The sequence below is a fragment of the Mucilaginibacter daejeonensis genome, assembly GCF_020783335.1.
In the GTDB taxonomy this organism is placed as follows: Bacteria; Bacteroidota; Bacteroidia; order Sphingobacteriales; family Sphingobacteriaceae; genus Mucilaginibacter; species Mucilaginibacter daejeonensis.
In genome coordinates this window covers 422,614-436,187 of record NZ_CP086068.1, presented here as the reverse complement: position 1 = coordinate 436,187, position 13,574 = coordinate 422,614, and the positions used below count along the sequence as shown (strand labels likewise).

The window sequence follows — 13,574 nt, the reverse complement described above, 5'->3', positions numbered from 1 at the left end:
TTGCTTTACACTGCTTTGTGTTGTTGTTCTCTTTGTTTCGTTGTTTCGGTGCGCCTGGCCTACTTGCTGGCCAGGGTCAGCTCTTTTACGTCGGCTGCACCGGCAGTGGTCTTCAACGTCTCGATGGTTCTGCCGATCCAGTAAGCGTTAGCCGCATTGTAACCGGTAGTGTGGTATTGTACCAAGCCGTGCTGATCGATCACTACGTCCGTTGGTTGACCAACCACGCCTAACCTGCTGCTCAGTTCTTTTCCGTTCTCCAGGTGCTGGTAGGCCAGTGGGCTATATTTCAGGAACTCTTCTACCGTTTTTTTATCATCCAGTGGTACGGACAGGAACACCACGTCGCCATCTGCTTTGTAGGTTACTGCCAGTTCGTTCAGGTCTGGCAGTTGCTGGCGGCACTGAATGTCGTTCACATACCAGAAGCTCATCACCACGATCTTGCCTTTTAGTTTCTCATTGGTCCACTGCTCACCGTTGTAGCTTTTTTCTTTCAGCTTTTTGCCGAAGGCCTGACCGGTGGTGAAGAACGGGCTTTCTGCCGGTTTACCCATCTTAGCGAATTTGGCATCTCTTGCGGCTTTGGTCATCTTTACCAAACGCAGGGCTCCTTTACCGTTCTCCATCACTATTACCTTTACTTCGTAACGGCCGCTGTTCACTAAGGTGGTCCAGGCGGTATAGTCCACTTTACGTCCTGCTGAGTCCAGGATCACTGAGCGCTCGTCCAAACGTGGCAGGCGATATACTTTTTGTGGGCCTGAGGTGCTGGTCTGTGCCTGAGCGAAGGTCACCGTAAGTAAAAGGGCGATGGTGTAAAGCAGTGTTCTCATGTTGTTATTTTTATTAGCGGTGTTATGCTAAAGGTATAGGCAAACGCTGTTCCCTTAAAATGCACCCCACTGCTCAAAAGGCCGCTTTTTGCCATTTTCGCAAGGAACGCCTGCTAAAACACCTCATTTTCGCTAAAAGAGAGCCTGCATTTTACCGATCGTTAAATAGTTAAGCAAGGCGACATTTTTATCGCCGGGGGAAATATTCCCCAACACCTCTCCGCCTCAACTCCCCCTTCCCCAATGCGTGGGTGCTTTCGCCACGGTGGTAGGTAACTGCAAACCATCGGACGTCCCGAACGTTGCATTGCCTTATCAAGTGATGTTAGCACCTTTACACTGCCAGGCGATCTGCTAATTTTGCACCACCATGCTTAAGTGACAGGCATCACCTTTGACACGACGATACTTATATGAGATACTTGCTTTTGATACCGGCCTTATTGCTATCGACCCTGGCCGCCCACGCCCAGCTTAAGCCAGGCTTTGATGCCCGCGAATATTTGGAACTATTAAGAGTGTCGCTCCGGCAGATCGATACCATCCCTAAAACAGAAACGTTAGGTGCGCCGCAGCATCACCATATGATCTACCGCTCGGGGATCGGTCCGCTGCTGAACCGCTGGGACCTGTGGAAGAACACCGACGGCCATAGCGTAGTGATCAGCATACGCGGCACCACCGGTGAGCAAACCAGTTGGATGGAGAATTTTTATGCGGCCATGGTACCGGCCACCGGTGAGCTGCACCTTAATGATAGCACTACCTTTAAATATCATCTGGCGGCCGACCCGCGCGCAGCGGTACACATTGGCTGGCTGTTAGGCATGGCCGACCTGAGCCGTACCGTCATCCCTAAAATAGATAGCTTATATAAACAAGGTATCACCCAGTTCACTATTATGGGGCACAGCCAGGGCGGGGCCATTGCCTACCTGCTGCGGTCGTACATTGCCGATCTGCAAAAACAACATAGACTACCGGCCGACCTGGTGATCAAGACCTATTGCAGTGCGCCGCCTAAACCGGGCAATACCTATTATGCATATGATTACGATTTTTTGACCCGCGGTGGTTGGGGACTATCCGTGATCAATGCGGCCGATTGGGTGCCGCAAACCCCATTTTCCATCCAAACGCTCGACGATTTTACAGATCCTAACCCTTTCAGCAACGCTAAGCAGTACATCAAGAAATTACCATTCATTGCCCGCCTATACATGACCCATGTATACAATCGCTTGCGGAAACCATCTGAAAAAGCGGCCCACAACAATGAGAAGTACCTGGGCGGTATGGTATACCAACGATTTATTAAAAAGGCGATGCCTCAATTTAAGGAACCGGCGTATGTGACCGGCAGCCTATACACTACCGCCGGTACGCCGATCATTTTGCTGCCCGATGAGGAGTACCGCAAAAAATTTGTTAACGACCCCAAGAACGTGTTTACCCACCACATGTTCAGCCCGTACCGATACCTTACCGAGAAACAGTATCTGAATAAGAACTGATCGCACGTAGCCTGCATATAAGCGGGTGCGGAACACGATCCTAAAACTTATTCTAAAAAATAAAAAGCCCCTACCGTAACCGGCAGGGGCTTTTAAATGCTAATTTATAGTGATAATTATATTACTCTAACTTTTACCGCATTTGGGCCTTTACGACCTTCTTCAACTTCGAACGATACACGGTCATTCTCGCGGATCTCGTCGATCAGGCCAGTAGTGTGTACGAATACATCACCTTTACCTTCTTCTGTGATAAATCCAAAACCTTTCTCGGTGTTGAAAAATTTTACTGTTCCTTCTTTTTGCATTGTATTTTTAATAAGGTCGCAAGGTATACATAAATAATGGGGTATTTGCGGTTTTGGTAAATTATATTAACCAAAGGTATCTTTTAAACCTATAGTTAACAAAAAGTTGACACTGCCATGGCCTTAAAGGCTCGCCGCTAACGTCGGTCCTGGGTCCTCTTTGTTGGTTATGCATCCCTCCAAAAGCGCGTTCGGGTAGCACCAGATCTGTTACACTGATATAACAGAATTCCCCAACTTTCCCCACTTTTCAGCGTTGCGAAATTCGTAAAAGCCCAACTTTTTCCAGAATTTTCAACAAAAAAGCAAAATGTAACACCAGATGTAACACGTAAACGCATCCATGTAACACTTTAACGGCGCAGTTCCTAAGCTTTGCCACACCTTCAAATTACAAAAAGCATGCTTTTTTACGAAATCGGTGATCATCTATAGCAGACATCCTGATCGCCGCCGATGGGTCGTGTCAATGACATTAATAGACGATGGATAAGCTGTCTTAAAGCATGAATAGGCGTGTCATTACCGCTCAAAAACGCTTAAAAAATCAGATCAAAAAATACGCTCCTCTCCATCACACTGAATTGACCTTCAATATCTTATTTTAAGTAAGCCGTTATATTTTTTCAAGATCAGCTTAAATAATTAGGAGCGCGCGAGCAAGATGAGCAGATTTGTCATTAGCCATACAGATAAGTGCTATCTGCAAAACCTATTTTATTTTGACCATGCGTTCAATTCTACTTTGTACTGTTGTCGTCTTGTTAGCCGTTAGTACGGCCAGGGCGCAAACTATCACCTCACCCAACAAGAACCTCAAACTTACTTTTGCACTGCAAGGTAATGGTGTACCCACCTACCAGCTGAGCTACAAGCAAAAGGAAGTGATCAAGACCAGCAAATTGGGTATCGAGACCAAGGATGTGCCTTCGTTCATGGATGGGTTCACCATCACCAAGACCGAGCAAAACACCTCCGACGAGACCTGGACACCTGTTTGGGGCGAACAAAAAAGCATCCGCAACCATTACAACGAGTTGTTGGTGACCCTGAGCCAAAAGGCCGTAAAGGACCGCTTCATCCGCATCCGTTTTCGCGTTTTTGATGATGGATTGGGTTTCAGGTACGAGTTCCCGTCGCAACCTAACCTGAACTACTTCATTATCAAGGAAGAGCATAGCCAGTTCGCAATGGCGGGCGACCATAAGGCTTTCTGGCTGCCGGGCGACTATGACACCCAAGAGTACAGCACCGTGACCTCAAAACTATCAGAGATACGTGGCAAAATGAAAGCGGCCGTTACCCCCAACGTATCACAGACCACCTTTTCGCCTACCGGTGTGCAAACTCCGTTGATGCTCAAGAGTGACAATGGCCTATACATCAACCTGCACGAGGCCGCGCTGGTAGATTATTCATGCATGTCGCTCGACCTGGACGATAAGAACATGGTATTCGAATCGCACCTAACGCCTGATGCCATTGGCGATAAAGGATACATGCAAGCGCCAACACAGTCGCCATGGCGTACCGTGATCGTGAGCGACAAGGCCGGCGATATCCTGATGTCGAAGCTGACCTACAACTTAAACGAGCCTACCAAATTCAAGGATGTATCGTGGATCAAGCCTGTTAAATATGTAGGCGTTTGGTGGGAAATGATCACCGGTAAAAGCACCTGGGCTTACAATAACCTCGAAAGCGTACAGTTGGGCGTTACCGACTACAGCAAGACCCAACCTAACGGCAAACATGGGGCTAATACCGCCAACGTTAAAAGATATATAGACTTTGCTGCTAAGAACGGCTTTGATGCTGTACTGGTAGAAGGCTGGAACGAAGGCTGGGAAGACTGGTTCGGTAAGACCAAAGATTATGTTTTTGACTTTGTGACCCCTTATCCTGATTTCGACGTGAAGAAACTGCACCGCTACGCGGCCTCAAAAGGCGTGAAGATCATTATGCACCACGAGACCTCGGGTTCGGTACGTAATTACGAGCGCCATTTGGATACGGCTTACAAGTTTATGGTGGAGAATGGTTACAACGCCGTTAAAAGCGGCTACGTAGGTCAGATCATTCCTCGCGGTGAGCATCATTATGGCCAATGGTTAGTGAATCATTACCTGTACGCCATTAAAAAAGCCGCCGACTATAAGATCATGGTGAATGCACATGAGGCCATACGCCCTACTGGTTTGGCCCGCACTTACCCTAACCTGATCGGCAACGAGGCAGCCCGCGGCACCGAATATGAATCGTTCGGTGGTAACAACCCTGACCATACCACCATACTACCGTTCACCCGTTTGACCGGCGGACCGATGGATTACACGCCAGGCATCTTTCAAACCAGGATCAGTGCTTACAATCCGGAAAATAAGTCGTTCGTGCACACTACGCTGGCTAAGCAACTGGCCTTGTACGTGACCATGTACAGCCCGCTGCAAATGGCGGCCGACCTTCCGGAGACCTACGAGAAATTCGCCGATGCGTTCCAGTTCATTAAGGACGTGGCCGTTGATTGGGACGAAAGCTATGTGATCGAGGCCGAACCTGGCGATTACATCACCATTGCCCGCAAAGCCAAAGGCAAGAACGAGTGGTACGTGGGCAGCGTGACCGACGAGAACGCCCGAACCGCTACCGTCAAATTTGACTATCTGCCAAAAGGCAAGACCTATGAGGCCATTATTTATGCCGATGGGAAAGATGCCGATTACGAAAAGAACCCTCAGAGCTACACCATCCGCAAAGTGAAGGTGAACTCCAAGACCGTGCTGAAGCAAACTGTGGCCCCGGGCGGCGGCTTTGCCATCAGTATCAAATAAGTGTTGTGTGTTGTTGTGAAAGGCCTGTCAATATTGACAGGCCTTATCTTTTAAAAATTTTTTAATATTATGCCGTCAATATCATTAACCTTTCAACAAATACTCCAAAAATAGCTTACCTGATGAAAAATTGACAAAAGCGAACACTTGATGTAAAAAGTTCGTTATAATTGTATTACCAATTTGAACATCATGAAAATGCTTACCAAGATCCAAGACTGGGGCGATAAGAATCACCCTATGTGGTTAGACCTTTTTCGTATACTTTTAGGTTTTGTGCTGATATGGAAGGGCGTGTTATTCGCCTATAATTTAGGGGCGTTCACGGCGCTTATGATGCAGTCGGGCATTGGCACGGCAGTGAGTATCAGCATAGCTGCTCACCTGATCATTGGCCTGCACATCATTGGCGGCTTCTTTTTGGTGATCGGCTCACATACCCGTTTCTTTTGCCTGCTTAACCTACCTATCCTGCTGGTGGCGGTATTCTTTGTCAACTTAAGTGCTAACGTTTTTAAACCGTATTCGGAATTCTGGCTGTCATGCCTGGTATTGGCCGGCCTGATCTGCTTTTTAATTGAAGGAGACGGTGTGATATCGGTGGAGAACCGAAAAGAAGAGGCTATTGCCTAACCATAGTGAAGTGATCAATTAGTTTTTGAGAGAGAGGCCGAGAACGTCATGTTCCGGCCTCTTTTTTTATTGATGGGCGAACTCGTTGATGATCCGCTTGCAACCATCCTCGATCAGCTTATACACCGGCTCGAACTGGTTATCGTCGTAGTAAGGGTCGGGAACCTCACGGTCGTTCAGCAACAACCTTATCTTGGCCTGATCGGCGCTGTTGCGGGCCATAGCAAGAACATTGCGCAGGTTGTTACGGTCCATCACCATTAGCAGGTCAAATTCGTCAAAGTCGGCCACACTGAACTGGCGACATACCTGCTTGCTGATATCCACTCCATACCGTTGAGCTACCCTAGTAGAGCGATGATCAGGACATTGGCCCACATGCCAGTTGCCCGTACCGGCCGAATCAATGGTCCAGCCGAGTCCTTGCTTATCGGCCAGGTGCTGCATAATACCCTCTGCCAATGGCGACCGGCATATATTACCGAGGCATATCATTAGGATCTTCATGTGTATCGATGTGATATAAAAAGACGTCATCGCGAGGAACGAAGCGATCTCTGCATGGGGCGTTTATCCATCAAGTTCAGAGATCGCTTCGTTCCTCGCGATGACGTGTAAAGAATTATCCAAATATCTGGTTCAGCAAACCGGCCAGGTGAACCCCCGCTTTTAGCAGTTGCCTGTTCACAGTAGCGATGTGCTGAAAGTTGTATTTATAACCCAGCTTTTCATCTTTTTGCGATGCTGCGTAGATCTTCTCGGCCAGTTGCTGGCTTTCAAATATCCATTTGGTCACCGGTTCTTTTTGCCACTCGGCGCGCTGCGCTGGGGTGGTAAAGTTAATCGCATTTGAATATTCAGTATAGCTCAGGTTCTGGAATTCGATCAGTTTGCTATCCCATATCGAGTGCAGGTTACTTGGCTCGTTGAACCATTGCACTTTGAAGTCGTTACCCCCCTTGTCATCTGTGTGGGCGGTGTGCATAGGCTGATGAATATCCTCCACCACGTGTATCAACATGCGCAGGTAAAGCAGTTTTTTATCGGCGGCTAAGTTCTTTTTCTTGAGCTCACCTACCATAAATTGGATCTTGGTATAAGAATCGACGCTGGTGTCCTGTTTCAGGTAGGTCACCATATCAGGATAGGTGTAAGGCTTGTCAAAATCAACAAAGTGCCAGTTGTACAGATAATTGTAAGATGGGTCTGATTTAATAAAATCGCCCCAGGTGCTGGCTATGGCCACACTCTCGTTGCCTAAAATGGCTCTAACTGCAGCACGGGCTTTTGGGGTAAGGTAGCTTGATGCGATCTGTCCGGCTATGCGGTGGCCTTTATCGCCCCAGGCCATACTTTGCAGTGGTAAATAGAATAGCACCACGCCCAGCATCAGTTTTTTAAGAATGTTCAGTTTCATTTTTCTACAATGGTTTGGGAACACAAGTAAGTCGTTTTGTTAGCTGCAAATTTAGCGGTAAAACCCCTGAAGTGTTGGTGAGTTGCAACAAGGTATCAGCTTCGTTACGGGTCTTGAAATACTCCTCGTATACACCGGCCCTAAAACATCCACCCAGGTTCTTGAGGCTTTGATCGGCGTTGGTATAAAATCCCTTTAGGTGCAGCGTATCGTTACGCATGTTGTAGAGCCCTTTCGCATACTCGGTCCAGTGGCCTTTGTTCATACAGGTATCGGCACCGTAGTTCACTTTGCTAAAGGTGTTCATTTGCACGTAGAACGAATCGCAGGTGAACTTGAAGTTATACAATGTATAGTTCACCAATTGCTGATCGGCAGCATTGGCTTTCTGTTTCCATTCGCCCTGCAAAAAGCCTTCGCCCATACCTTGGATATTGGCATTAGGGCTACAGGCTGTAAGAGACAAGTACCAGGAGCCGATGGCCAGGAACAAGACCGGATAAAGAAAAGCGAATGTTCTGCGTAGCATATAAACAAAAAGCCCTCCCCTAATGGGGAGGGTTTGGGAGAGGTGTTTATTTTAAACTTCCGATCATATCTTCTGGACGTACCCACTCGTCAAATTGCTCGTTGGTGAGCAGTTCGAGTTTAAGGGCAGCCTCACGTAATGACAAACCTTCTTTTAATGCGGTCTTAGCGATCTTTGCAGCGTTCTCGTAACCGATGTGCGGGTTCAATGCGGTCACCAGCATCAACGAGTTCTCGAGGTGTTTTTTGATACCCTCGTAGTTAGGCTCTATGCCCACCGCGCAATGATCATTGAACGATACGCATGCATCGCCGATCAAACGGGCAGACTGCAGGAAGTTAGCGGCCATGACCGGTTTGAACACGTTCAACTCATAGTGTCCGTTAGACCCGCCTATAGAAATGGCCACATCGTTACCCATCACCTGGGCGGCTACCATGGTAACGGCCTCATTTTGTGTAGGGTTAACTTTACCCGGCATGATCGATGAACCTGGCTCATTGTCAGGGATGTGGATCTCGCCTATGCCCGAGCGCGGACCTGAGGCCAGCATGCGGATATCGTTAGCGATCTTCATCAATGATACCGCGATCTGCTTCAATGCACCATGGCTCTCTACAATGGCATCGTGAGCGGCCAGTGCCTCAAATTTATTTTCGGCCGTGATGAACGGCAGGTTTGTGAATTGTGCAATATACTCAGCCACCTTGACATCATAACCTTTAGGGGTGTTGATGCCGGTACCTACTGCTGTACCACCCAAGGCCAGTTCTGAAAGGTGCTCCAGCGTGTTACGCAGCGCTTTCAAACCGTGATCAAGTTGAGAAACATAACCCGAGAACTCCTGACCCAAGGTCAACGGTGTGGCATCCATCAAGTGGGTACGACCGATCTTAACTACGCTTTTGAAAGCTTCTGATTTGGCCTTCAAGGTATCGCGCAATTTTTCGACCCCGGGGATGGTCACATCCATCAGGATCTTGTAAGCCGCGATGTGCATAGCGGTAGGGTAAGTATCATTAGATGACTGTGATTTGTTCACATCATCATTGGGGTGGATGAAGGTCTTGCCCTCGCCCAGTGTGTTGCCCTGTAGTACGTGCGCACGGTTGGCTACCACCTCATTAACGTTCATGTTACTTTGAGTGCCTGAACCGGTTTGCCAGATCACCAGTGGGAACTCGCTATCCAGTTTACCGGCCAGTATCTCATCACATACCTGAGCGATCAGGTCACGTTTTTCGGCTGGCAATACGCCAAGGTCGGTGTTGGTGTAAGCTGCAGCTTTTTTCAGGAAGGCGAACGCCTCAATGATCTCTTTAGGCATCGAAGCCTCGGGGCCGATCTTAAAGTTGTTGCGTGAGCGTTCGGTCTGTGCGCCCCAGTATTTATCGGCCGGTACCTGTACCGCGCCCATGGTATCATGTTCGGTTCTGAAACTCATAAGTTCGCTGTATTATTTTGCGCCCAAAGTTAAGGATCAGATGTAAAGATCATGCACCGCCGCTGAATAAATTTAACCTCTCTGACCATTTGCCGCATCATATACCAAAACATTGGGCATGAGGGCTCATAAGCATCAACTCCGAACCTGAACTCAATGGCCTATATAGCCTATTAATACGAAGCGACCGTCTTTCCGCTGTATAATTGCGACCTAATTGAACACTGCCCATCAATTATTTTACTAAAAATAATAGCCAAACTATTGTACAGTTAAAATTTATATTTAGTTTAGCCGCACCAAATTCAACTCACATGAAAAAGACCTTCACATTCATTGTTGCGGCTATTATGCTTAGTGCCTGCAATGCCCCTTCCTCAACTTCAGACATCGACAGTGTTAAGGTAGACACCTTTGCCGTTGACACCACCACAGGAGTGAGTGACGATACCATGCCCGCCGCAGAAAAAGAAAAGGTGGCTACCACACCGACCACCAAGTGGACCTATAGCGAGCATGAAGATAAGATGACCTCAAAAAAGACCTACTTTGCCTCGATAGACGCCAACGAGGAATTACAGTTCGACTTCCCTTATGATGGCGGCTCTACAGCAACGATCGCGCTCAGAAAAGGCAAGAACGGCAATGAAGTGTTGCTTTCGGTATCTAAAGGGCAGTTCAACACCGGCGTGGACGGCTCGGAAGTGACCGTACGATTTGACCAGAACAAAGCGATCACCTTCAGTTGTAGCGAACCATCAGATAATAGTTCAGACCTGCTCTTTATCAACAATGCCACCAAATTCATAGCCAATGCCAAAAGATCCAAGAAGATGATCATCCAGGCCGAGTTCTACCAAAGTGGCCTGCAGACCATGGAATTCGATATAGCCGGACTGAAATGGGACCATTAACCACCTTATCATAAACACGAAAAGCCTTACCGTAAATGGTGAGGCTTTCTTATTTATCAGGATACGATGACGGCCTGGCCCAACCGAGCTTGACACACTCTCTAACCAATATCCTTGGTGGGCATTTTGGCGAGTGACCTTACAATGATCAGTTTTCTTGTTCGCCTTGAATAGCCGCTTTGTCACCATTATTGATGCTGCTTAACACGGGGATCGTAAAATAAAAAGTTGAACCTTTGCCTAACTCACTTTTAACTGCTATGGTACCCTCGTGGCGTTCAATGATCTCCTTACAAAAATATAGACCGATACCAAAACCTGCTATGGACCTGGTGGCATGGCTCTCTACCCGGTAATAACGATCGAACAACTTTTTAATGTCATTAGGAGCGACACCCATTCCTTCGTCTTTAACACTCACCAGGGCCACATCATTGGCAGTTACGCAGGCTACATTAATTACGCTCCCCTGTGGTGAATATTTAACGGCATTATTGATCAGATTGGTCACCACCTGCGCGATCTTATTTTTGTCGGCCATAACGGGAGTATGTTCTACCGGTGCGAATACCACCCGATGGGTGGTGATGGCCGCTAAACTTTCCTCTTCTGCCTCTTTTACCAATTCGGCCATATCGAACGGCTGTTTATCAATATGAACCTTGCCCGACTCCAAACGGGATACATTGAGGAAACCATTGATGATATCGGTCACCTTGCGTACCTGCTTTATACATTTATCTAAAAAGCCAACGGCCAAAGTATCCTCTGCCTTCGCGGCTCTTGTTCTGAGCACTTGCAAAAAACCGTTCAAAGAGGTAATAGGCGTTTTTAACTCATGACTGACCATACTGATAAAATCTACCTTACGCTGTTCGTCCCTCTTACGCTCAGTAATATCAACGAACGAACCTATAAAGCCTGCGAAAGAGCCATCCGGCTCAAAGCGTGGCGAGGCGAAGGCCAGTAACCACCTGTACTCGCCGCTTGCACTAAGGATCCTGTATTCGCCCGTGTAAGGAAGCTTATTTTTGACGGAGGTCATGTAGAGGTCAAGGTAGTCGTCTTTGTCGTCAGGGTGGATAAGCGAAGACCAACCAGTACCCAGTAGCTCCTCGATAGGCTTGCCGGTAAGCCGTGACCAAGCCTGATTAAAATATATCGCCTCTCCTGTCGTATCGCCCACCCCTATCAGCACACCTGACCCTTCGGCCATGCTCCTGAATCGTTCTTCGCTTTCTGACAGGGTTTGATTGATCTGCTTCAGCCGCTCACCATAACTCCGTAATTCGATGTTCAGCCGCCTGATATCAGCATTGGAGGCCTTCAGCTCGGTGTTTGTCGTATATAATGCATCATTTATCGCAGTAAGATCTCGGTTACGTGCTGCGAGCTGCCCCATCAGACTTAACTCACGCTCACGACCCTTTTTCACTTCCTGCTCTAACCTGATGCGCTCGGTGATATTCGTGGTGGTGTTGATGATGTAAGCTACCCGCCCTGAGGCCTGGTCTAGGATCGCTTCATGCTGATTATGCCAGTAATGCGTTTCATAAGCATCCGTTTCGGGCACGTAGATCTCATATTTGAAGATAGGCTGAATAACGGTTCTTTGGGTGTGGATCACTTCCAACAATGCTTCCATTACACTGCCAGCCTCCGAAGGGTCACCTTCACTGCCGGGGAACGCCTCAAAAAGCCCTAAGCCCAAAACCTCCTCCCGCTGCTTATGAACAAGATCGAGATACGTGTCGCTTACTGCCATGATCGTGAACCGCGGTGCATCAGTTTTGAGCACCAATGAGCGTAGCGAACGCTGAAAAAAGTTTTGAAATTCATTGCTGCTGTAGAACAGATCGCGGTCTGGATGTATCACCTTAGGAGAATTATGGAAATAAATTAAATTAACACGACAACCCCGTCGAGGTTTTTGAAATATTAGCGCATGAAGTTGTCATTGACCTGAACACTACCGATCGGCCGAAAAGAAAAAAGCCTCCCCAAATCCATGTGCGAAGCTCTCATTATGTCTTTACGATGAGTGCTTATTCCAAGTAGCCGGGCTCAATAAAACGCCAATGGTAGAGTTGGCGTCGCAGTCAATAAGGAAGGTGTCGGTATAGAAAGAACAGGATGTGAATGTTGTGTACCACTTGGTTGCACTGATCAAAATGAATAGATCAGAGCATCAATACAAGTGTGTAAAAAACAGTAGATCACTTAAAATCGGCAAGTATACTTCGGAGACGTTTTGTATACCTTAGCCTGTACCACTGTTTGGTCAGGTCATAGAGTTTCAAGGCACACCATATGCTTTTTAAGCATTAAAAAAGCCTCTCAGATTCTTCTAAGAGGCTTTTCCTTTCTTGGGTAACGGGAGCAGAGTCCGATTTTTTTTCTCTCCATTAATATACAAACGAGGCGACTTGTGGTGAAATTTAATAGTTTTCATTTCTTTCCAATCTTCCACTTTGCTCCATCATAAAACTCAACTTCTTGAGGATAAGCGAGCCTTATGTTTTGACCTGAGTTACTTGTGTATTCCCATTCATCGGTTCGGGTTTCACCAATTGCAAAACTAAAATCCATTTCCGGCTCTGCTAAACTACCCATGTAACCCATTTGATTGCCTAATTTGGAATTTCCTACAGGTACGGGTTTACCATATTCGTCAACTATTAGCCATATCAAACGCGCACCAATAATTCGCTTCGATGATATGTTCTTGTATTTGACCTTAATAGTTATAAAGCGTCCAAAATGACCTTTATGATTTAGATTGTCAGCGGGCTGATCAACAGTGTCGACTACTTTTGAACTAAGCTTTGTTGAAAATATTTTGATAGGTGCGTTATTTAAACCAGTTGTATCAGATAATACTTTCATACTATCAATATCTGCGGTTTTTGTTTGTTCAGCGACCGATTCAGTATTAACTTTTAAAGCTTGAGATTGCTGACAGGAATACAAAGATGCAAGCGCGATGGAAATGGCGTAAAATTTATGTTTCATGTTGATAAGGTTTGCTGAAATAAAAAAAGGGGATCAACTTTATTGACCCCCTTTTTTCTTGGGTAGCGGGAGCAGGACTCGAACCTACGACCTTCGGGTTATGAGCCCGACGAGCTACCAACTGCTCCATCCCGCA

12 protein-coding genes and 1 tRNA gene are annotated in these 13,574 nt (G+C 47.1%); 4 read left to right on the top strand and 9 right to left on the bottom strand.

Going from position 1 to position 13,574, the window contains the following annotated elements:
* Positions 1-59: 59 nt before the first annotated feature.
* The gene (locus LLH06_RS01915; RefSeq protein WP_228171571.1) at positions 60-836 is read right to left on the bottom strand and encodes a TlpA disulfide reductase family protein; all 777 of its coding nucleotides are present in this window, start codon (positions 834-836) and stop codon (positions 60-62) included.
* Between the two features lie 413 nt (positions 837-1,249).
* On the opposite strand from LLH06_RS01915, the gene LLH06_RS01910 reads away from it, so the two are divergent.
* Entirely contained in the window at positions 1,250-2,350 is a 1,101-nt protein-coding gene (locus LLH06_RS01910; RefSeq protein ID WP_228171570.1) for a lipase family protein, read from the top strand.
* A gap of 116 nt (positions 2,351-2,466) precedes the next feature.
* Here the strand turns inward: LLH06_RS01910 and LLH06_RS01905 are convergent, their stop codons facing one another.
* Positions 2,467-2,658, bottom strand: coding sequence for a cold-shock protein (locus LLH06_RS01905; RefSeq protein WP_228171569.1), 192 nt, complete (start codon positions 2,656-2,658; stop codon positions 2,467-2,469).
* A 728-nt stretch (positions 2,659-3,386) separates the two neighbouring features.
* Here LLH06_RS01905 and LLH06_RS01900 point away from each other — a divergent pair.
* Together LLH06_RS01900 and LLH06_RS01895 are read left to right on the top strand one after the other, a co-directional pair.
* On the top strand, positions 3,387-5,489 hold the full coding sequence (locus tag LLH06_RS01900) for a glycoside hydrolase family 97 protein (protein ID WP_228171568.1): 2,103 nt from the start codon (positions 3,387-3,389) through the stop codon (positions 5,487-5,489).
* Between the two features lie 192 nt (positions 5,490-5,681).
* Positions 5,682-6,122: a DoxX family protein gene (locus tag LLH06_RS01895; RefSeq protein ID WP_228171567.1), complete on the top strand. Its 441-nt coding sequence runs from the start codon at positions 5,682-5,684 to the stop codon at positions 6,120-6,122.
* Between the two features lie 66 nt (positions 6,123-6,188).
* Here LLH06_RS01895 and LLH06_RS01890 read toward each other — a convergent pair whose 3' ends face one another.
* The 4 genes from LLH06_RS01890 to fumC form a co-directional block, all read right to left on the bottom strand.
* Positions 6,189-6,629, bottom strand: coding sequence for a low molecular weight protein-tyrosine-phosphatase (locus LLH06_RS01890; protein ID WP_228171566.1), 441 nt, complete (start codon positions 6,627-6,629; stop codon positions 6,189-6,191).
* A 115-nt stretch (positions 6,630-6,744) separates the two neighbouring features.
* Complete coding sequence (locus LLH06_RS01885; RefSeq protein WP_228171565.1) at positions 6,745-7,539, bottom strand: S1/P1 nuclease; 795 nt, start codon at positions 7,537-7,539, stop codon at positions 6,745-6,747.
* 4 nt (positions 7,540-7,543) lie between these two features.
* The gene (locus tag LLH06_RS01880; RefSeq protein ID WP_228171564.1) at positions 7,544-8,068 is read right to left on the bottom strand and encodes a fumarate hydratase; all 525 of its coding nucleotides are present in this window, start codon (positions 8,066-8,068) and stop codon (positions 7,544-7,546) included.
* Positions 8,069-8,114: 46 nt separating this feature from the next.
* The gene (gene fumC / locus LLH06_RS01875; RefSeq protein ID WP_228171563.1) at positions 8,115-9,512 is read right to left on the bottom strand and encodes a class II fumarate hydratase; all 1,398 of its coding nucleotides are present in this window, start codon (positions 9,510-9,512) and stop codon (positions 8,115-8,117) included.
* 314 nt (positions 9,513-9,826) lie between these two features.
* Here fumC and LLH06_RS01870 point away from each other — a divergent pair, with 314 nt between their 5' ends.
* On the top strand, positions 9,827-10,426 hold the full coding sequence (locus LLH06_RS01870) for a lipoprotein (RefSeq protein WP_228171562.1): 600 nt from the start codon (positions 9,827-9,829) through the stop codon (positions 10,424-10,426).
* A gap of 148 nt (positions 10,427-10,574) precedes the next feature.
* Here the strand turns inward: LLH06_RS01870 and LLH06_RS01865 are convergent, their stop codons facing one another.
* From LLH06_RS01865 to LLH06_RS01855, 3 genes are all read right to left on the bottom strand, one after another.
* Positions 10,575-12,302, bottom strand: a complete 1,728-nt coding sequence (locus LLH06_RS01865) for an ATP-binding protein (RefSeq protein WP_228171561.1) — start codon at positions 12,300-12,302, stop codon at positions 10,575-10,577.
* A gap of 572 nt (positions 12,303-12,874) precedes the next feature.
* On the bottom strand, positions 12,875-13,438 hold the full coding sequence (locus tag LLH06_RS01860; protein WP_228171560.1) for a hypothetical protein: 564 nt from the start codon (positions 13,436-13,438) through the stop codon (positions 12,875-12,877).
* 59 nt (positions 13,439-13,497) lie between these two features.
* A tRNA-Met gene (locus LLH06_RS01855) sits at positions 13,498-13,574 on the bottom strand.

Coding starts and splice junctions, on each gene's coding strand:
- fumC (WP_228171563.1), bottom strand. CDS start 9,512: ATGAGTTTCAGAACCGAACATGATACCATGGGCGCGGTACAGGTACCG.
- LLH06_RS01885 (WP_228171565.1), bottom strand. CDS start 7,539: ATGAAACTGAACATTCTTAAAAAACTGATGCTGGGCGTGGTGCTATTC.
- LLH06_RS01880 (WP_228171564.1), bottom strand. CDS start 8,068: ATGCTACGCAGAACATTCGCTTTTCTTTATCCGGTCTTGTTCCTGGCC.
- LLH06_RS01900 (WP_228171568.1), top strand. CDS start 3,387: ATGCGTTCAATTCTACTTTGTACTGTTGTCGTCTTGTTAGCCGTTAGT.
- LLH06_RS01895 (WP_228171567.1), top strand. CDS start 5,682: ATGAAAATGCTTACCAAGATCCAAGACTGGGGCGATAAGAATCACCCT.
- LLH06_RS01910 (WP_228171570.1), top strand. CDS start 1,250: ATGAGATACTTGCTTTTGATACCGGCCTTATTGCTATCGACCCTGGCC.
- LLH06_RS01905 (WP_228171569.1), bottom strand. CDS start 2,658: ATGCAAAAAGAAGGAACAGTAAAATTTTTCAACACCGAGAAAGGTTTT.
- LLH06_RS01915 (WP_228171571.1), bottom strand. CDS start 836: ATGAGAACACTGCTTTACACCATCGCCCTTTTACTTACGGTGACCTTC.
- LLH06_RS01860 (WP_228171560.1), bottom strand. CDS start 13,438: ATGAAACATAAATTTTACGCCATTTCCATCGCGCTTGCATCTTTGTAT.
- LLH06_RS01890 (WP_228171566.1), bottom strand. CDS start 6,629: ATGAAGATCCTAATGATATGCCTCGGTAATATATGCCGGTCGCCATTG.
- LLH06_RS01870 (WP_228171562.1), top strand. CDS start 9,827: ATGAAAAAGACCTTCACATTCATTGTTGCGGCTATTATGCTTAGTGCC.